At 46.4% G+C, this 19974-nt stretch carries 18 protein-coding genes; 6 read left to right on the top strand and 12 right to left on the bottom strand.

The genetic code is table 11. From position 1 onward, the window contains the following. Positions 1–62 precede the first annotated feature (62 nt). From NLBNIHML_RS19480 to NLBNIHML_RS19460, 5 genes are all read right to left on the bottom strand, one after another. On the bottom strand, positions 63–830 hold the full coding sequence (locus tag NLBNIHML_RS19480; protein ID WP_494352553.1) for a response regulator transcription factor: 768 nt from the start codon (positions 828–830) through the stop codon (positions 63–65). Positions 831–835: 5 nt separating this feature from the next. Further along, positions 836–2659 carry a sensor histidine kinase gene (locus NLBNIHML_RS19475; protein WP_494352552.1) on the bottom strand — a complete coding sequence of 608 codons (1824 nt, stop codon included), beginning with the start codon at positions 2657–2659 and terminating at the stop codon, positions 836–838. A 276-nt stretch (positions 2660–2935) separates the two neighbouring features. Continuing rightward, on the bottom strand, positions 2936–3124 hold the full coding sequence (locus NLBNIHML_RS19470) for a Spo0E family sporulation regulatory protein-aspartic acid phosphatase (protein WP_339239207.1): 189 nt from the start codon (positions 3122–3124) through the stop codon (positions 2936–2938). A 311-nt stretch (positions 3125–3435) separates the two neighbouring features. Further along, positions 3436–3960, bottom strand: coding sequence for a pyruvate kinase (locus tag NLBNIHML_RS19465; protein WP_494352551.1), 525 nt, complete (start codon positions 3958–3960; stop codon positions 3436–3438). A gap of 207 nt (positions 3961–4167) precedes the next feature. After that, entirely contained in the window at positions 4168–5553 is a 1386-nt protein-coding gene (locus tag NLBNIHML_RS19460; RefSeq protein WP_494352550.1) for a transcriptional regulator, read from the bottom strand. A 267-nt stretch (positions 5554–5820) separates the two neighbouring features. Here NLBNIHML_RS19460 and NLBNIHML_RS19455 point away from each other — a divergent pair, with 267 nt between their 5' ends. Then, entirely contained in the window at positions 5821–6945 is a 1125-nt protein-coding gene (locus NLBNIHML_RS19455; protein WP_494352549.1) for an LLM class flavin-dependent oxidoreductase, read from the top strand. A gap of 99 nt (positions 6946–7044) precedes the next feature. Here NLBNIHML_RS19455 and NLBNIHML_RS19450 read toward each other — a convergent pair whose 3' ends face one another. Next, the gene (locus NLBNIHML_RS19450; protein ID WP_494352548.1) at positions 7045–7623 is read right to left on the bottom strand and encodes a TetR/AcrR family transcriptional regulator; all 579 of its coding nucleotides are present in this window, start codon (positions 7621–7623) and stop codon (positions 7045–7047) included. Between the two features lie 300 nt (positions 7624–7923). Here NLBNIHML_RS19450 and NLBNIHML_RS19445 point away from each other — a divergent pair, with 300 nt between their 5' ends. Continuing rightward, positions 7924–9132 carry an MFS transporter gene (locus tag NLBNIHML_RS19445; protein WP_494352547.1) on the top strand — a complete coding sequence of 403 codons (1209 nt, stop codon included), beginning with the start codon at positions 7924–7926 and terminating at the stop codon, positions 9130–9132. 143 nt (positions 9133–9275) lie between these two features. Here NLBNIHML_RS19445 and NLBNIHML_RS19440 read toward each other — a convergent pair whose 3' ends face one another. Together NLBNIHML_RS19440 and NLBNIHML_RS19435 are read right to left on the bottom strand one after the other, a co-directional pair. Next, entirely contained in the window at positions 9276–9644 is a 369-nt protein-coding gene (locus tag NLBNIHML_RS19440) for a VOC family protein (protein WP_339239197.1), read from the bottom strand. A 122-nt stretch (positions 9645–9766) separates the two neighbouring features. Further along, positions 9767–10828 carry an oxidoreductase gene (locus NLBNIHML_RS19435; protein ID WP_494352546.1) on the bottom strand — a complete coding sequence of 354 codons (1062 nt, stop codon included), beginning with the start codon at positions 10826–10828 and terminating at the stop codon, positions 9767–9769. A 156-nt stretch (positions 10829–10984) separates the two neighbouring features. Between NLBNIHML_RS19435 and NLBNIHML_RS19430 the strand changes: the two genes are divergently transcribed. Continuing rightward, the gene (locus NLBNIHML_RS19430; RefSeq protein WP_494352545.1) at positions 10985–11848 is read left to right on the top strand and encodes a LysR family transcriptional regulator; all 864 of its coding nucleotides are present in this window, start codon (positions 10985–10987) and stop codon (positions 11846–11848) included. A gap of 426 nt (positions 11849–12274) precedes the next feature. Here NLBNIHML_RS19430 and NLBNIHML_RS19425 read toward each other — a convergent pair whose 3' ends face one another. From NLBNIHML_RS19425 to NLBNIHML_RS19410, 4 genes are all read right to left on the bottom strand, one after another. After that, complete coding sequence (locus NLBNIHML_RS19425; RefSeq protein ID WP_472475002.1) at positions 12275–14341, bottom strand: methyl-accepting chemotaxis protein; 2067 nt, start codon at positions 14339–14341, stop codon at positions 12275–12277. 233 nt (positions 14342–14574) lie between these two features. Then, positions 14575–15681 carry a Glu/Leu/Phe/Val family dehydrogenase gene (locus tag NLBNIHML_RS19420; RefSeq protein ID WP_339258462.1) on the bottom strand — a complete coding sequence of 369 codons (1107 nt, stop codon included), beginning with the start codon at positions 15679–15681 and terminating at the stop codon, positions 14575–14577. 287 nt (positions 15682–15968) lie between these two features. Further along, positions 15969–16598: a sporulation-specific diadenylate cyclase CdaS gene (cdaS, locus tag NLBNIHML_RS19415; protein WP_339258459.1), complete on the bottom strand. Its 630-nt coding sequence runs from the start codon at positions 16596–16598 to the stop codon at positions 15969–15971. A gap of 213 nt (positions 16599–16811) precedes the next feature. Beyond that, the gene (locus tag NLBNIHML_RS19410) at positions 16812–18326 is read right to left on the bottom strand and encodes a DUF6359 domain-containing protein (RefSeq protein WP_339261281.1); all 1515 of its coding nucleotides are present in this window, start codon (positions 18324–18326) and stop codon (positions 16812–16814) included. Between the two features lie 224 nt (positions 18327–18550). On the opposite strand from NLBNIHML_RS19410, the gene NLBNIHML_RS19405 reads away from it, so the two are divergent. The 3 genes from NLBNIHML_RS19405 to NLBNIHML_RS19395 all read left to right on the top strand — a co-directional run bounded on the left by NLBNIHML_RS19405 (position 18551) and on the right by NLBNIHML_RS19395 (position 19807). Continuing rightward, on the top strand, positions 18551–18844 hold the full coding sequence (locus NLBNIHML_RS19405) for a hypothetical protein (protein WP_339239191.1): 294 nt from the start codon (positions 18551–18553) through the stop codon (positions 18842–18844). A gap of 153 nt (positions 18845–18997) precedes the next feature. Continuing rightward, positions 18998–19153, top strand: coding sequence for a hypothetical protein (locus NLBNIHML_RS19400; protein WP_017691064.1), 156 nt, complete (start codon positions 18998–19000; stop codon positions 19151–19153). A gap of 123 nt (positions 19154–19276) precedes the next feature. Beyond that, positions 19277–19807 (top strand): GNAT family N-acetyltransferase, encoded by a 531-nt coding sequence (locus NLBNIHML_RS19395; protein ID WP_472475005.1) that lies wholly within the window; start codon positions 19277–19279, stop codon positions 19805–19807. Positions 19808–19974: the final 167 nt, after the last annotated feature.

The following is a 19974-nucleotide window of genomic DNA, read 5'->3' as shown; positions in this document are numbered from 1 at the left end:
AAAGTATAACGAAAGCTTCGTTCCCTCATAAATCACGTCAACTACAGAAATGGTATGGTATTTCAAGAAATACTGAATCGGTCTCGGTATTCTCCCGCAGTCCATCCCACCTGCTGCTTGAACACCAGCATGAAATGTTTGGGACTTTGATGCCCGGATAACCGTGCCACATCATAGATTTTGAGACCCGTGTTGATCAGCAACCACTTGGCCCGCTCCATACGTGCCTCCGTGATGTATTCGGAATAATTAATACCTATTTCGTTCTTGAATAACTGGCTCAAATAAGTGGGGTTTAAGTGAACGAGATCTGCGATCGTCTGAAGCCGTAAATCTCCATCGGGATGTTGCTTGATGTGCTCCTTCACATCTCGGATAATCTTCCGTGTATCTCCACTAGCATGTTCTGCTTTCCCAGATGGCTCCGGGATCGAAAGGGTTGAAATACCATATCTGCGGTCCAGCAACATTTGAATCTTCTGTATGCATAATGCCAGTTCATAGCGATCGATTGGCTTCAACAGATAGTTCAACACCCCGAACTCCATCGCTCTGCGGGCATACTCAAACTCGCCATAGCCGCTAATGATGAGCATGAGCAATTCAGGGTACATGTCTCTGGCTTTGCTTGCCAAAGTTAATCCATCCATTTCACGCATGCGGATATCCGTGATTAACACATCCGGCACTTCACATCTCAGAAAATCCAGCGCCTCCGTGCCGCTTGATGCTTCGCCCGTTACCTGAAACTGAGAAGACGCTTGTACGACCAGCTCCCTCAGTCCCTGACGGATAACCGTCTCATCCTCTACAAGCAATACTTTATACATGCGCTTCAATCCCCTTTCGGTAGAAGTTGAATGGATATGGTGACCACCAGGCCCTGCCCGGGACTTCCATCAATGCTTAGGCTGCCGCCTTCTCCATAGATGAGGCGAAGCCTCTGGGCGATATTGTTAAGCCCCAGACTGTCCCCGGCATGGCAACGTAATGCCTGACTGGAAGGCTGTTTTGTTATGGATTCGTTTAACTCGTCAATCTTAGCCTGAGTCATTCCCTTACCGTTGTCTCGTACGCTAATCAGCAGCTCATGGTCGAACCTCAAGGCAGATATCCAGATTACTCCTCCATTTTCCTGCCCTTCAATGCCATGGTAGACTGCATTTTCCACCAACGGTTGCAGGATCAGCTTCGGAATCCCACATTCCGTTATCTGTTCTTCGATGTCATAGTTAACCTCCAGCTTACCGTTGTAACGTACCTGCTGAATGCGTACATAGGACTGTACAAAAGTCAGTTCTTCCCCAAGCGGCACCATCCGGTCCACCTTATCAATCGTATAGCGCAGCAGCTTGCCAAGCGCCGTCACCATGTCCGACACCTCAGCATGCTTCTGGCGAATGGCCATCATGTTAATGGACTCCAGTGTGTTGTATATAAAGTGAGGATTCATCTGACTCTGCAACGCCGACAACTCTGCCTCCCGCTCTTGAATGCCAAGCAGGAACACCTCATTGAACAGTCGATGAATCTCTTCCATCATGCGGTTAAAGCCCCGACTCATCTGTCCGAATTCATCACTGCTAAAGTGCGCTACCCGCTGGCTAAAATCTCCCTGCTCCACCCGAATCATGTGGTGCTTCAGTCGAATCAGTGGCCGGGTGATACGATAGGATAACAGAACCGCCAGAATCGATATAGCCGCCATACACAATACAGCGAACCCTATTGTAAAGGTGAGCATCTCACCCGACTCCTTTTGAATTACGGCAATAGGTGTAAGACTGATCACCGAGAGCCCAGAATAGCTGGAATGGTGTTGTACATAGAGATAGGACTGCCCATCCAGAACAACTTTTTGGTTTCCTGCATAGCTTAGAAGCTGTCCATTCGTTAGCAGCTGGTCGTACGCAGACATTCCTCCTGTTGAGGCCCGCTCGAACAGCAGACGCTGTTTGCTGTCGACAATCATCAGGCTTGCCTCTTGCTCAACATTCAAATTGGATAACAGTTGACTGAAGGCTTCCAGACGGATGTCAATCAGAATGTACCCCAATCGCTGGAGCGTACCCGGATCTCGAAGCACTCTGCCCACCGATATATATGACTCTTTCTGTCCGTCCGTGTAGTAGCCGGGGTCATGCGGAGGAATCAGGCGCCACGTCCCTTCCGAGTCTTCAAGCTCTGCAAACCAGTCATCCTGTCTGCTGTCCCATACCGGCTTGACCGCCAGTGAATCGAGATTGGAGAACAAGATGCCGCTGTTGCTGATCAGATGAATTCCCCGAATCTCGGGTCGATCATAAGCTTGACCAGAGGTATAGAGCTTCATTTTCAGATAATCCTCAGACCTCGCCCATGTACCAGACCCCATTGAACCGTTGTATTTGCCCAGAATGCCAAGCACCATCTGATCGTATAGCGGCAAGAGCGACAACCGCTCAAAGTCTTTCAGCAGCCGATTCAGATTGGCGTTAATCTGGCGAACCAGTTCAATGGTGAACTGCTCGGTCTTGCGATCCATCGTCTGTGAGAAATGCTTGTAGTTCATCACTCCCTGCAAGCTTAGCGGCAGCAACGTCAGCGCCAGGAACAACAGGAGCAACTTGGTGCGCAGGTTTACGTTTTTTCCGAAAAAAGTGCGTACCTTGTCCATCATTTCCGTTCATCCCTCCCTCTCCCGATCATTGTATGAGCCCCCTTCACAGATCAATCTGGATATAACTGGGGTCATCATATCCAGTTTTAATGATCATTCGCTATCCTGCCAACCCTGGAATTGGTACGGAATTTCAAGTTATGCGCATTGGTATCAGGGTGAACGCAAAAAAGCCGACTGTATCGCTACAGTCGACTACGCTATTTCTATAGAACACATCCGCTGCGTTAATCTAGCAAAACAATTCGGTTGAATTAGACCAAAAAACCGACTGCATTATGCAATCGGTTGTCTGTTGCCGAGATGGCTTTTATATTTGAATCGATTATATTCATTAATAAGCTCGTCCAGCACCATGGACTGTCGGAGGACTTTGTTGTCTTGCATGCCATGATTCTCCGCCAAACGACTCAATTCATGCCTGTTCTGTTCGATTTGGTCTCTGATCTGTTTCGGTTCACTCACAGCATGCACCCCCTCTTTTTTAAATATTTTAGGATACATTGCCAAAAAATTAACATTATATTCCTTTGCAAGGTAAAATGCTTATTTCCATAGAGATACTTTCAACATCAAGCATTTTGCATAGAGATATGAAACCCTCTCATCACTACAAGATGTGGCGCAAAGATGTGGAGAGCATGTCTACATATCGTATTCGGGAATTTTCGAATCCTTAACGTTAAACTGATTCATGGACATATTATGCATTTTACCCTAAGTACTTTTTGCACCTTTCTCCAGAAAGAAGTTAATAACCTTATCCGACAGCAAATTTATTCGTATAGATAATTATCATCACCATTCTGCATGCCAAAATAACGAAGTCTGTAGCCCTCTCGATAACGAGCACGCAACAGATGAATGAAAGAGTCATTCTCGAACTCAATGTAACCTGTTAAATAAAGTAGGATGAGATATTCCTCAAAACGTGGATTGCCAAGAGTCATCTCACTCTCTTGCATTCCATAAAATACTTCGATTTCAAGAATTAGTAGAAGAGAAAACCCTCTTACAGTGGAGTTAATGATCCATGCAAACTCCAATGGCTCATGGATATCCTCATCCTTGTTCAGGCTAATTAATTGCTTGGTTCCCCTCTCATCCTTGAATACATAAGCTGCAATCGCCTGATCAAATCCCGCATGAGGATCGTTGCGCAAGTCGGAAAACTCCTCTAAATCTACCTTCTCAGCGTAAAATTTCTGAGTTAGTCGATCATGAATCTGCTCCAAACTGAATGGATTAGGAATGTCCAATGTTATATATTTGTCGTAAAGCTTCTGAATATCAATCTGCAATGATAAATCCTCTTTTCGTTATGAATGATCTAATAGACAACAAATAAGCGCCCCATCTCCATATCCCGGAAATAAGACGCATGTTAATGAAAGAATTTAATAAATCTTAGCTGTTATAGTCTTCCTTCGCCATGCGTTACAGACATTATTTGTGTAATAACATCACTATCCAAATTAGCTAATTGATTTATATTAATAATCATTATGCTAAGCAAGATTACATAGAAGATCTTCTTTTTTTTCATAAGATTTCTGAACCTCCATCATGATAAGTTTGTACTGATGCTCGATTTCAGCCGTACCCATGTTTTTGTACTTCTCATACAGGGAAATACAGTGAATGATATCTGTTTGATTGTTAAATCGTACAGACTCTCTCAGACAGTGCATAAGTTGCTTCAAACCCTCTGGATATTCATGGCGATTTAAGTGATAGAGAGAACGTTCCAACAAGAATCCTGCATAAATTTCATTTTTCATCTGCTCAGTGTACCCTTTTAAACCGTTAATTTCCGAGTTAATTCGATCGCTGAACCTATCCAAAATATCATCAATATTTTGATCAAACTTATTAGCTGCCTCCAAAATATTAATTATCGCAGGTAAAATTTCCTCTTCATTTTTTTCAATAAATTCCACATATGCAGGTAAAACATTTCGATTACCCATCATTAATTTATATAAATAAGTATTGGCTTCTGCCCAACCAGCGAATTTATCAATAAAAATTTGATCCTCTTCATCCGGTTCAGAGACTTTAGCAAGCTTGGCATAGACTTCTGTATAGAGCAAAGCTTCTTCATAACGTCCCTGCTTCTCACATGCCGATGATTTAAGCAAATTGGAATAAGCTCTATATACGAATAAAGGATAGGCAGTGAGTCTATCGCTTTTATCTATTTTCTTCTTTGTATACGATTGTAAAATTTTTGTTTTCTGATCTAATTCTTCAGCCAGATTAAAAACCTTGTCCCGATATCGAAGCGAAGCATACGTATTCGCCAGGTCTTTAATCGCATCCAGCTGCCTCTCCTCATCCAGCCGATTAATATACGGTTCAAAATGTACGGCTGCACGAAGATTCTCATGCTGGTCCTGACCGAGAGATAACGTGAAGATGCGATACTGGCAGAGGGCCAGGCGCTCGGAATGCTGGTATTTCTCACACTCCGCCACACATTCGTACAACATTCGCGCAGCCTTCGTCTGTCCACGCTCCAGCATGCCTTCCGCCATCTCGAACAACTCCGAGATATACGAGCGATCATCGGTCACTTCCTGGATAACCCTCTGAATACATTCCAGCTTGTCCAATTCGGCACAGCGCTGCAGGAATGGTTCCAGTCTCCTCCAATGGGGTGCCGATTCCACGAAACATTCAGCCCCATAGATCTCGTAGAAGTACCCCTCTTCCAGCTTCATGCCTTGGGTAATCAGATCCAGTTGCGCCATAGCAATGGGCCGAGTCCCCTTAATAATTGCACTAAGCGTTCCGGCGTTAACTCCTGATATATCGGCAAAATACTGCAGGGTGTACCCCTGTTTCCTGATGTAGTCCTCAATATATGAGCGTATCGTAGTTGTAGGTTCCATGTATCCCACCTCCACAATGAAAATCCATAATTTTGAATTTATATGATAAGCACAATTTTAATCCTAAATTTTACAGCGGTCAATAAAAATCGTGGCAATTTCCTTCACATCTGTGCAAGGGGGCCTGAACTGAATTTTTGCTTATAGAAAATATCCATTAGAAGAATCCGTGAGAACATGATACATTTAATGCAACTTAAATATCCTACTATTTCAATAGGATTATACGACACAGATACGATTAATTCAGTTCAAGGAGAAGGTCAGATGAAATTTGCCTTGTTTAGTCTCATGATGAATCTGCCTAATGCCGTAACCGGGGAGGCTCTGACGACTCAGCAGAAATTCCATAATATATCGGAGCAAGCGAAGCTGGCTGAACGACTGGGATTCGATGCCTATGGAATTGGTGAACGACACGGTGCACCTTTTCTATCTTCCTCGCCACCTGTCGTATTAACCGCAATAGCCGCAGCAACCACACGCATTCGGTTACTAACCACCGTTACTGTTCTTAGTATACTTGATCCAGTCCGGGTTGCCGAGGATTATGCCACACTGGATCAATTATCAGGCGGACGGCTGGAGATGATTATTGGGAAAGGCAATGACCCTCGACATTATCCGCTGTTTGGCATAAGCGAAGAGGAACAATGGGACTCACTCGATGAACGGTATCATTTGCTAAAACGGCTGTGGTCTGAAGAGAATGTCACCTGGCAGGGAACGTATCGCCCTCCGCTTGAGGGCGTGACCACGTGGCCTAGGCCGCTTCAGCAGTCCATCCCAATCTGGCATGGTAGCGCGTCGAGCACAGTCTCAACCGAACTCGCTGCCAAATATGGCGAGCCGCTCTTCACGTCAAATTCTTTTCACCCTCAGGCCAAATACAAAGCGTTAATCGATCATTATCGAGAGCGCCTCGATTATTATGGTCATGATCCGCAGCAGGCAGTGATTGGCTCTGGTGCCGGCAGTCTCTACCTTGCCGATACAGGTGAAGAAGCCATTCGTCGCTATAAGCCGTACTATGAAGCGTTCCATGCCACCGCCGCCGCACAGCATAACCAGTCGCCCTTCACCGATCTGGAGGATAACATTGCACGTGGCCCTGCGTTAATCGGCAGTCCGGAACAGGTTATTGAGAAAATTCTGGACTATCATGCCGCTTACGGACATCAGGTGCTGAGTATCAGCGTAGATGGATTGACGCATAGCGAGCAGTTGGAGCAAGTGGAGCGTTTTGCCAAGGAAGTGGCCCCTGTATTACGCCGTGAACTGCCTAGTTCAGTATGGAATGAACCCCCGGTGTTAACCCAGCACGCATCCTTCCTATCCTCTAATGCTACAGACTCATGGCCCACAGCCATCTCACCTATATTCCAGGTATAAGATTCTCCCACGAACAATACACGCGTGCCCTTCCAGGGTGATTCCTACGAATCGCCCTCTTCCCTCTTACTCCCGCTTGTATCGCGACTATCCCTATATCTAATTGGACTGAATGCCCTCAAACAATGAACGGAGCATCACATCAACAAACGCTTCATCCATCGCTTCCCCCGTAACTAACATGCGATAGAACATCGGTCCATAGATCAGATCAATGTACAGTCCAATGTCCGTCCCACTCATCAATTCGCCGCGCTCCACACCCTTCTCCAGAATTCCCCGTGCTTCACGCCGACGTGGCTGGATGTATCTTGTGCGGTATTCTTCGGCAAGCCCTTCATCCGATTGCCCTTCTCCGATAATCTGTGTAATCACTTTTCCTTCCCGACTGGTCAAAAAACGAACCAGATTACTCGCATGTATGCGTATATCTTCCAATACTGAACCTGTATCCGGTACGGGTAATCTTGCCGTTGCGGCAGACATATATCCGTCCATGATGACAGCGCCTTTGCTCGGCCACCATTTGTAGATCGTGGCTTTGCTCACTTGTGCGCGCTCAGCAATCTTCTCAATCGTAACAGCCCCGAATCCGTGCTCCAACAACAACTCATAGGATGCGTTAAGAATGGCATTCTGGGTTTCCATATTACGTGGACGTCCTCTTTTGGCAGTCATCTTGAGCCCTCCTGGATGCAAAAAATATATTTTATCATCAGTAATATTCATAAAAACGATACGTTCATTATACTAAAATGCATTGCGTACACACAATTCACTCTCCGCTCATTTTTATATCCTCATTTAAATTTTCATTAAAATATGTTTAGTCTATTTACAATACTAAACGTTTAGTTTATTATATGTTTTAATTAGTGAACACAACGTTTAGTAATTAACGTTTTAAACAGCACCCGTTGATCTATCTGGAATATCGAATTTTCAATACGAATATGAAATCTGTGGAGGATGATTAAGATGGATATGAGACAACAAGTGAAGAAGGCACCTGTACCTGCCTGGATTATTTTTTTGCTGGCATCCGCTTGTGGACTGATCGTGGCAAACCTGTATTATGCTCAGACCGTTATCGGACCGATTAGCATGACCACGGGCCTTTCTTCTGCCGCTGCCGGATTGATCGTAACGTTGACTCAGATTGGTTATGTTATTGGTTTGTTATTCATCGTGCCGCTCAGTGACATTATCGAGAATCGACGCCTGGTCGTTCTTTTCCTCATCGTACTGGTTGTTGCCCTGATTGCTGCGGCTTTCTCGCCCACGGCTGTTGTATTTCTCACTGCCTCTCTGTTCATTGGCATAGGTTCTGTGGTCGCTCAGATTCTGGTACCCTATGCGACATATCTTACTTCCGAGGAACAACGCGGACGGGTTGTCGGCAACGTCATGAGTGGTCTGCTGCTGGGCATCATGCTGGCCCGTCCTGTCGCAAGCTTTATCACCAGCCTCTTCGGATGGCAGACGGTCTTTGTATTCTCCGCCATTGTCATAACACTTCTCATGTTGCTCCTATCCCGTGCTCTTCCTGCTCGCCAACCTGAACCCACCTTGAAATACGGTCAATTAATCGTGTCGTTGGGCACACTGTTCAGAACGATGCCTCTGTTACGCCGTCGGGCGTTCTATCAAGCCAGTCTGTTTGGTGCTTTCAGCTTATTCTGGACGACGGTTCCTCTCAGGCTCGCGAACGATTTCGGCATGTCACAGCAAGGCATTGCCTGGTTCGCACTGGCTGGTGTCGGAGGTGCTATTGCCGCTCCCATTGCCGGGAGATTGGCAGATCGCGGACTAACGCGTATTCTCACGGGGGCTGCCATGATCATCGCTCCGGCTTCGTTTGGTCTGGCTTATGTATTCCAGAGCCACTCCACGTTTGCACTGATTTTGCTTGTAATCGTGGCGATTACATTGGATATGGCTGTCTCGGGAAATCTGGTGCTGGGCCAACGCATCATTTACTCCTTAGGAAGTGAAGCGAGAGGACGTGTGAATGGCATATTCATGTCGATCTTTTTTGTCGGCGGTGCGATCGGTTCATCTCTTGGAAGCTGGTCTTATGCTAACGGAGGCTGGAGTCTCACAACGCTGATTGGCCTGATCATGCCGCTGCTCGCTTTGGTGTATTACTTTACGGAAAAGAAAGCTGTAGTCGTCAGCAACGAATAGAAATGAATATATCGTTTAATCCGAACGACCAAATAAGGGCAGACTGATCCTAAGGATCAGTGCTGCCCTTATTTGGTAATCAACACTTGGCTCTCTGTGACAGAGCAAGGTATCACTGTGATTAAGATGGATACATCTGCGTATTAGGCTTTACTGTGAAGGGTAACTTGGTACCCGTCTGGGTCGGCAAATGTAAAAGTTCGCCCGAATGGTCCATCTATTGGTGCAGATGTAATCTTAACGCCTGCCGCAGCAAGCTTGTCGTGAATGTCTTGCGTATCCGGGGCATGAAGCCACAGGGCGATACCAAGTCCTGGCTGAGTACCTGAACGGAGTTCGGTTCCTGGCAATAGGTCACGAAGAGCAAATGTAATAGGCTTGGTATCAAAGACCACCGCATGAGGTGGTCCCGCCTGTGAGCGTACCAGTCCGAGATAGTTTTGATAGAATTCGGCAGAGCTCTCAAGATTGCTCACTTGAAGTGAAATGAAATCGGGTCCGATTACTGACATAATGTTATTCTCCTTTAGATATGGGATTGTTTATATCTTGATCATACAAGGACGTTCTTGCCAACAGTATGTCAGTAGCGTTCAGTCTTTTTTTGATTTTTCTTTGAATCGGTTTTTCCCTTTTACACCAACACGGGCAGATGCTTAGCTGCATCATACTCCACCAATGGCTTACCAGCATTCAATTTCTGCACCAGATCAGGGTTGGAGATAAATGGTCTGCCGAACGCAGCCAGATCTATGCTTTCCTTACCAATCGCGTGCTCTGCGGTCTGAACATCCAGATTCCCCACACCAATAATAATTCCATCCCACTGACTTCGAATCCGCTCGTGAAAGGATTTCCCACCGTCCCATGCTTTTGCATAATGATCTGTCGAGGGATGCAATATCGAAATTCCCGTCTCGCGGAACAACTTCAGATATGCATCGATCATTGCAGCTTTGTCTGCCCATGCATAGGATGCATCATCATCCTTTTTCTCGGAGAATCGAACCGATATGCGATCCACACTGATCTCTTTTTTTACAGCCAAAATAATATCTCGAAGGAACCGTAATCTGCCCGCAGTGTCGCCTCCATATTCGTCTGTTCTGTGGTTGGTCTTCTCATTGATAAACTGGTCGATCAGATACCCATGCGCAGCATGCAGCTCGATTCCGTCAAACCCTGCAAGAACCGCATGGCGTGCTGCCGTCTGAAAATGCTGAATCGTATCCGCTATATCCTGTGCGCTCATCGCTTGGGGAATCTGATACGGCTTATGCAGCTTATGCACTCTTCCCTCTGCCGCAAGGCTGGAAGGTGCCAGTGGAGCGGTTCCGATCAGATCAGAATGGGACAATCTGCCGACATGCCACAGCTGAGCAATAATGGTGCCGCCATGTCTGTGAACAGCATCTGTTACCCTTTTCCAAGAAGTCGTCTGTTCATCTGTATATAAGCCGGGGATGCCATAGGTTCCTTTGCCTGCTAGATCCGGGTTAATACCCTCGGTAATGATCAGTCCCACGCCATCCCGCGCACGCTGCTCATAATATGCCACCATCTCATCCGTCACGGTCCCCTTATGGTCATCAGCAAATCCCCGGGTCAGTGGAGCCATCACAATTCGGTTTCTTAACTTCCATTGATGAATTGTCACCGGGCTCAATAGTGTTGAACGTGTATGCATGTTATCCATGTTATATCCCTACTCTCTTCGTCATTAGGGATATTGTACGGCTGCTCTGATATATCGTAAAATGATTGTAATATATAGTTGTATCTCTCAGAGAGATACCTAACATGAATATCTGCGGAAGCAATGTAAGTTAATCCACACTCAGGAGGATACAGCATGGAACTTTCTGATATCGATATTGTTCTCGCGGTGGCACGTTCAGGCAAAATCTCACAGGCCGCCAAAGAACTGAATTACGCGCAATCCAATGTCACGACACGCATCAAAAAACTGGAGCAGGAATATCAAATCCAGTTGTTCAACCGATTTCCCAAAGGTGTTGTACTGACCTCCAAAGGAGAACAGTTCGTCCAGTACGCCACACAGATTCGCAACCTTTTGCACGATCTGAAGCAGGATATGACCGATCCCGGAGAACCTTCTGGCACGCTAAAAATCGGCATTGTGGAAACTGCGGCATCCAGCCGCTTTATGGAGATTCTGAATGAATATCAAGTAACCTACCCGGAGGTATCCATCTCACTCGTTAACGCCACTTCACCCAAAGTACTGCGCAAGAAAATACAGGACTATGAGATTGATGGTGCTTTTATCAGCGGGGCTTGTGTGAAGGAAGGTCTGAAAGTGGAATACGAGATGCAGGACACGGTTCATATCATCTCCAAAAAGACAGACGCACCACCTGAGAGCCTGTGCCAGGTATCGTGGGTCGTTTTCCCCGAAGGCTGTCCGTATCGTGAAATGACCGAAGAATTCCTGCAGGAAGAAGGGTTGTCCGCACGTAATATCATTGAAGTAAGTACGATGGAAAACCTGCTCAGCTGTGTGGAATCTGGCATTGCTTTTACCATTATGCCGTGCAGCGTTATTCACAAGAAACCGGATGATTTTTCCGTATTTGATCTCGCAGATCGTTATACTCATACCACAACAACCTTTGTCCGCGGTGAGGATCGTTATGTCAGCAGTGCGCTGGATCAATTCATGAAGCTGCTCAATCAGAAGTGCATTACGTTTTGATAGATGCAGACTATACCCCAACACCTCACACGGAAAAATGCCCTTATCATGCATAACTTAGCTGGGGACAGGAGACAGGGGACTGGTTGCAAAAGGGGCTGTCCCAGAAGGAATACCGTCTCGCTCCAAGTGCTAACGAACCTACCACACCTTAAAAGGCGCATCACCAACGGTTGCAAGATTTAACGAACCTCACTAACGCTATTTCGTCATAACAGGGCTTCCAAACCTAAAAAAAACAGTGAATCGACGAAATAGCTTCTCTGTGATTCGTTAGTTCTCAGATCTGGGCAAATGGGAGCGAATAGCGTGTGTCAGGTTCATTAAAACAAAATCAAACTAAATGAGGATGTCCCTCGTCATATTCATGACTTATGGGACATCCTCGTCGTTACTTTTCCCCTCTAGATCACATACAATTAACGCTTACTCCACCTTGAATCTTGCAGCCGATTCGGCCAGCTTTTGTGTCAATTGATCGATTGTATCGACCATGTTTGCCAACTGCTGCACTGTCGCGGACTGCTCCATCATGGTTGCTGTTACCTCTTCAACCGAAGCAGATACTTGCTCTCCCGAAGCCGACAAGCTATGTGCTGACTCCAGTACGTCATCCTTATTCTGCAACATCTCCTGCATCTGTCCTGCCATCGTGGCGATCTGTTGATTAATGACCATTACTTTCTCCAGAATCACATCAAACGCCTGACGAGTCTGCAAAACAAGCTCATCCTGTCTGGACGAGATGGTGTGAATTTCGGCAACACTATGGTTGTTCTCGGCGACATCGGCCAGATTCTGCTCGATAATGCTGGAGATTTCCTTGGACTGGCGGGAACTCTGCTCTGCCAGATTGCGGATCTCCTCGGCCACAACCGCAAATCCTCTGCCATGCTCCCCAGCCCGTGATGCTTCAATTGAAGCATTCAATGCAAGCAGATTGGTCTGCTTCGCGATCTGGCTGATCGCTTCCGTGATCTGACTAATACTGCCCGAACTCGTTTGAAGTTTGACCGTAATCTCCGAGATTTTCTCCACTTCCCGCTCGTTGACCTCATTAATACGCATCAATTCATTGACGACTTCATTCCCGTTGTGGAAAACCGATTCGATCTCATCCGCTCTTGCTTTCACATCCTGCGCACTGCTGTTCATGGCAGCCACTTTATCGCCAAAGCTGTTGAACTTGCCTGCAATCTGCTCGGTATCTTCCGATTGGGCCTCCATCGCCTTGGCAATGCCCATGGACGTTGCCGATGTCTCATCAATGGATCTTGCCGTCTGTTTGGATGTCTCCTCCAATTCCTGAGTGCTGGCCTGGAGCACATGAATCGAATTATTCATATCGGTAATCAGGTTCCTGTTCTGCTCGACCATGCCATTAAAGCTCTCCGCCAGATCCTTGAATTCACTGTTATATCTGCCATTGGCCTTAACGGTGAGATTCCCTTGAGCAAGCTGTTTGAACAGCCCGATCAGACGAATGATGGGTCTCGTAATACTACGAGAAATTAGCAATCCCACGCCAATCGCCAGAGCAACTCCGATCAATGTCACGATAATCATCTGGCGCTGCATATCCTCTAATGGGCGTTTGATATCATCATAATCATCAATAATGACTACGGAGAGATCTGCACCAGGGATCTGATTGATACGATAATAGATATTATCTCGATCCATTGAAGTGATTTTCACTTTGTCGGTGGCTCTGTCTTCCATAAGTTCGGTGGCTTCCTTGTCCTCTTCCAACGTTTGTCCCACAATGGAAGGGTCCAGTGAATCATACATAATGATGCCGCTTCGGCTCAATACTTCAACTCTGCCTTGACCATTGATCTGGATGTCCCCCAGTTGCCCCAGGAAAAAGTTGCTGTCCACCGACATGGCGAACACACCCAGAATATTACCCTCTTCATCCATGACAGGCTCCGAGAATGCAATTATCAGCTTCTTGCTATTCTTCGACACGATGGCATCACTGATGAAGGATTTCCCCTGTATGGACTCCTTGAAATATTCACGGTCTCCTCGTGGCTGTCCAATGACATCCGGCATGGTTCCTGCCACAATGGTTCCTTCCTTGTCAAACACGAACAGATCCGGCTTGGTGCCTATTGTGTCAGATATACTCTCGGTGAGAATTGTATTCGCTCTGTTGAAATATGGATTCTCATCTGTGAAAAAAGTCTCATCTGTCATTTCGTTTGTATCACGCAACTTCAAGAGTTCTTTAAACGTACTATGTACGGACATCGCATGACTCATCTGTTGCTGAAGCTGCATCGCTGTCCAAAGCCCTTCCCCAAGGCGGTCAGCCATTACATTAATCTCATCCTTGCTCTTCCTGACCACAACATCAGATGAAATCATATAACTTGTGGTCGTTGCACCGAGCAGTACCAAAACGACCAATACACTGATCATGATCGGCAGCTTGATTTTAAGCGACACATTTTTAAGCCTGTGCGCTACCCCTTGTCTTTTCCCCATTTTCACTTCTCCCCACTTCCCTGAACCATCTGCATCTAAACGATGTATATACATTATCGGAAAAATGCATAGTGGAATTGATCTATTAGGGAGATATTGCCACTGTTTTTCATTTTTTTATATCTGATAACAACATAAAAAATGGCCTGTTAGAACGACACGATCCATCTTAGAAATGGACGTTGCCGTTATCTAACAGACCGTTTACAGATTTAATAAAGATTCAATACCGTTTACTTGCGCAATCTCCGGGAACTCAGCGCGTGGTGGCCATTCTGCAAAAATGTACTGCGTGTATTCTTCATCTGTTCGATCCGTCGCTCAGCCAGACGATCTGCAGCAACATAGGTAGCGATGCCCTCGGTACGTGAGCTTTCGAATATTTTCTCCAGAGTGGCATAGATCTCTCCGATCTTGCTCCACGCCCGATCCGCATTATAACCATTCAGCTCATCTGCAATGTTAATTACGCCACCTGCATTGATAACATAGTCAGGCGCGTATACGATGCCCATGTCATACAACTGATCCCCATGACGGGTCTCCAGAAGCTGATTGTTGGCGCATCCCGCTACAACCTTCGCCTTGAGCGTCTTAAGCGTATCGTCATTAATCGTGCCGCCCAGTGCACATGGTGCATAGATATCGCAATCCACACTCGTGATATCCGCGGGATCAACAGCTGTTGCGCCGAAGCGATCCACCGCCTGTTTCACCGCGTCCTTATGGATATCCGTAACGATCAGATGTGCACCTTCCTCATACAGATATTTGCACAGATGCATCGCCACATTGCCGACACCTTGAACCGCTATCGTCTTACCCTCCAGCAGATCGGTGCCAAATGCTTCTTTGGCTGCTGCCTTGATCCCCCGATATACACCCCAAGCGGTTGCTGGTGATGGATTACCGGATGAACCATAACTTGCCGAGATGCCTGTCACATAATCGGTTTCCTGATAGATCAGGTTCATGTCCTCTTCCGTTGTTCCCACATCTTCGGCCGTGATATAACGTCCGTTCAACCCTTGAATATATCGTCCAAACGCACGAAACATCGCTTCGTTTTTGTCACGCCTTGGATCTCCGATAATAACGGTTTTGCCGCCGCCCAGATTCAGGCCGGATACTGCATTCTTATATGTCATACCACGGGCAAGGCGCAGCGCATCTTCAATGGCTGCTTCCTCCGAAGCGTAAGTCCACATCCGTGTGCCTCCCAACGCAGGGCCGAGTGTTGTGTCGTGTATGGCGATAATTGCTTTTAACCCTGAATTTCGATCCTGGCACAGAACCAGTTCCTCATAATCGTGATGCTCCATTGCTTCAAACCAACTCATGTGCTAACCGTCTCCTCCAACCATTTTTGCGATTCAATCGCATTGTTCTCTATTCATCGACCATCCTCTATTGTACCCATGAATACCCAGTTTGTGCAAAATCACATCGCAATGTTAGAGAAGCACCGATCGATGTTTCTCATATGGCGAGAGCAAAGCTGTCGAATTTCAGATTATAATTTTATCATCTATCAATAGAAAAACCTCTCTCTCTTACAGGAGAAAGGCACACTTCCCTCAACAGCATCATCTTAATCGCCCCAAGTAGGCCACTTGATCGTTCAAATTTAGGATAACGTCTCAACCACATTTATCGGATGCAGATCTCCATCCACCGCGAATGAAGCCTGTCCCGTCTCCTCAGAGACAACCAGTACAACCGCATCCGTCAATTCACTGAGTCCCAGTGCAGCCCGATGTCGAGTGCCTATTTTTCGTTCATGCACTTCCGCTTGCGACAACGGCAGCACATTACCAGCGGATACAATCTGATTGCCACGAATCAATACGGCCCCGTCATGCAATGGTGCACCGGGAATGAACAAGGATTCCAACAGCGCATGTGTCACTCTGGCATCCACGGCCACGCCTGAATGAATGATCGACTCCAACGGAATCTCACGTTCGATCACAATCAACGCCCCATATCTCCGATCAGATAGATGTTGTACGCTCGAAGTTAATTCGGCAAACTTCTCGGTAAAGGGCGACAGATAACAATCCAGATAAAACGAAGAGGCGAGCACCTCAATCTGCTTGATTTCCGCTCGAATCTCTGCAAATTGCCCCAGCAGACAGGCACTGTCATTGTCAAACCGGGATAACGTCAGATTCATTCGTTCTGCTACACGATGGAGATCCGCTTTGAGCTTCTGTCTCATCGAGGAACTGTCACAGTCTGCTTGCCGTTTCATCATACGTCGCCTCCTCCTTTAATTCGATTAATGCCTCGCACACATCCTGAATACCCATACCTTCCCCCCAGGAGCAAGTATATATACAATGACAAGGCGGTAAGAGCTGATCATGGTCGTGAATGCATCTGGCATAACAAGCAAAAAAGAGCCTGTCCGCGAACAAACTTTCACGGTCAGGCCCTATTCGGCATGATGATTTGATGTCTATATCACTTATTGTGCTTTTCCGTATGAACCTGCCTTAAATGTAGTCGGATCATACCATTTGTATCCCGCCGCAGGTGCAGCCCATGGCTCAAGTTGTGGCTCGGTTGATGCAGCCGGAGCTTCCATGGAGAGCAGGCTTGTTGCCGTATCCAATGTCAGACCTGGCACTTGTGCCAGACTGGTATAACTCTCTTTGACCGCCAGCCATTTTACGGTATTCACAAGGAACGTTGCATCGTCCACTTCTTTGAATCCATCATAGGTCTTCTTGGTCGCACCGGTCTCTTCACGCAAATATTTCGGAGTAGCGTCTTCCACAGGTGATGAGTCGCCAATAAATGCAGCTTTGCCCGCACCAACCTTGGCAATGGCGGCATAGGCCCCTTCAGCTCGTCCACCCCCGTTATATACGCCCTGATCGACAGCATTGCCCCACTTGGACACACCACTTGGTACATACACCAAACCTTTGGCCTTGTTAGGGTCGATAATTGCAACGGTGGATCCCGCATGCATGGCTACAGCATTAACACCAGCCGTAATACCGAAGGATTGAGCAGGTGCAACGATATCCGATGCATTTACATCTCCAAGGGCATTGTAGCGGAAACGTACACCAAAATTCGTCGCCAGCCAATCTGAACTCGTCACACTCTGCATCGCTGGTGATTCTGCTTCAGCCGAAGACATGCCTTTGGCCGGATTCAGGAAGGCACCGCGGCGATAGCCGTTGAATACTTCGGAAGAATCCCAGCGGTTTTTGTTACGGTCTGCATTATAGTGGTCGGAGATGAAGAAAACACTTCCTCCGTTCTGCACATACTGCACCAGCGCAGCCTGCTCTGTCGCTTTGAACGGCACGTTGGCTTCGCCAATGACAAAGACGTCGTAATCTTTCAATTTATTATAGGTGATGGCTTGCTCACCGAATGTATACGGAATGCTGCGTTCCAGCTGATTCACGACAAAGCCTGCGTTGCGCAAACCATTGGCAAAATCCGAAAATGCCCCGTCAATAATCCAGTCGGCAGCACCTGCTGTCTGGGCATGGGTATTATCGAACAATACTTTTTTGCCGGTACCATCCGGTAATGTTGTGCCTGGGTTCGGTTCTGGATCAGGGTTCGTTGTTCCGGAGGAAAATGCAATGGACGTTGGGTTTTTGACTCCTGCATAGCTGTTGTAGGCTCCGAGGGTTCCGGTGACGATGATCTTTTTGCCTACAAGATTAGGATTGGTAGCCAGTCCATATTGCGAACGGAAAGAAGCGGGAATCTGCACATCCAATAATCTGGCGTTGGTTCGCTCTGACGCTGAATCGGCAATCAGAACATTAAAATCATTGGCATACGGAGATGTAAACTTTGCGGTAAGTGACCCGGTAGCATGTCCAACAATGATTCCTTCAACCGTCGCTGTTCCTCCACCGCTCTGGGCAGCGATGGCCTGAGATACCGTAAGGGGTGCTGCAGCTTGTACCGGACTTTGCGAACCCGGCCCCAGCAGTGCGGTTGCCATCATGATAAAGACCAGGAATGCCCCGATCCAATGCTGCCATAACGCCTTCTTCATATTCCCTTTCTCCTCCTCCAAATTACCTGATAATGGGTTATCCTCCTTTAATTTAATTGTTCATATGCTGAATTCCTCTATCTTTTTGTAAAATTATTGAAAAAGTTTTGAGATGGTATCCATTTGCCCATACTGATTAGCATTAGAATTCCACTTTCCAAAGGAGTAAAACAATGATGAAGTTGATATTTTTGGTGCTCTTGTTAGTTATCCCGCTAATTATGGCTTATGTTGCTCTTCGTTCCCGAATGGTTACGAGGCTATTTCATATCCTTGCGCTGCTCTGCTTCTACAGTGCCGCAACTGTCATCGCTGGTGATGTGTATGCAACGAATGCTCATATGACCACGTTCACCACCGAAATTCATCAATTCCTGATGAATGGCTGGTTCCTGTATCCGTCTGCATATCTCGGTGTGTACATTCCCTATGTGATGTGGAGGAGCCTATTTTCAGAAAAAAGTTAACTTCGTTGCTGACTTGATATTGCATTTTGCCAGCGTTCATTGCATAATGAGTATATAAACGTGATAATGATTATCATTATTGAACTTGTCTCCATGTAACTTTCTACTGCATATGATTTTACGATTTTATAGATAAAGGGGAACGAACATCGAATGAATACAACTCTGCAAAAGGCTGATCTGCAGCTTGACGATTATTTGGATCTTCTGAACCTGGCAACCAATCTGGGTGATACGAGATGGCAAAAGGAAATTATCCGCAAGCTGGCTTATACTTATCCCGCAGTTCAATGTAAACAACCACAATAGCATTCCATATATCATAGATCTACATTATGGCTCATGACCGATTCATTCGTTGAATCTGTTATGGGCTATTTTTTGTTGTACAATGTACAGTAAGTTATTCAAATATGAAGGAAGTGGACAACGATGCAATTGGAGACCGAACGACTCATCATCAGGGATATTCTGGAGACAGACTGGGAAAGTATACATAGCTACACATCCATGACAGAAGTCACTCAGCATACGGCGTGGGGACCGAATACAGAAGAAGATACGCGAGAGTACGTGCAGTTTGTGTTGGACATGCAGCAGACACAACCACGAGAAGGTTATGAGCTGGCGATATGTTTGAAAAGTGACGGGACTCTTCTTGGCGGAGTAGGTATTCACGTGATGGAGAAAACCAATGCAGAGATTGGTTACGTCCTTAATCCCACTTACCAAGGGAAAGGTTATGCGACCGAAGCAGCCAGCGCTATACTAGGCTTCGGTTTCAACGAACTCGGCATCCACCGGATTTACGCCAAGTGTCGCCCACACAACACGGCTTCGGAGAATGTTATGAAGAAAATCGGTATGCAGCGTGAGGGGCTATTACGGGAGCATTGGTACTACAAAGGTTCCTTTCATGACTCGTTGATCTATTCGGTACTCGCCAGTGAATATGGCACATGAACAATTTCACGGAAACACAAAAAGCTGACTCCCATATATGGGACGCCAGCTTTTCTTTTTTTTCTCCGTAACGACCCCAATCGCCAGTGGAGGTGAAGCTTCATTTGGAACCAAATCACAATTGTTCCTCCGGGATGCAACTGATGATCCTTTCCTTACCTCGGATT

The sequence above is a fragment of the Paenibacillus sp. JNU01 genome (assembly GCF_059130585.1).
Note: the sequence above shows the minus strand (reverse complement) of the source record. Positions and strands in the feature narration are given on the sequence as shown.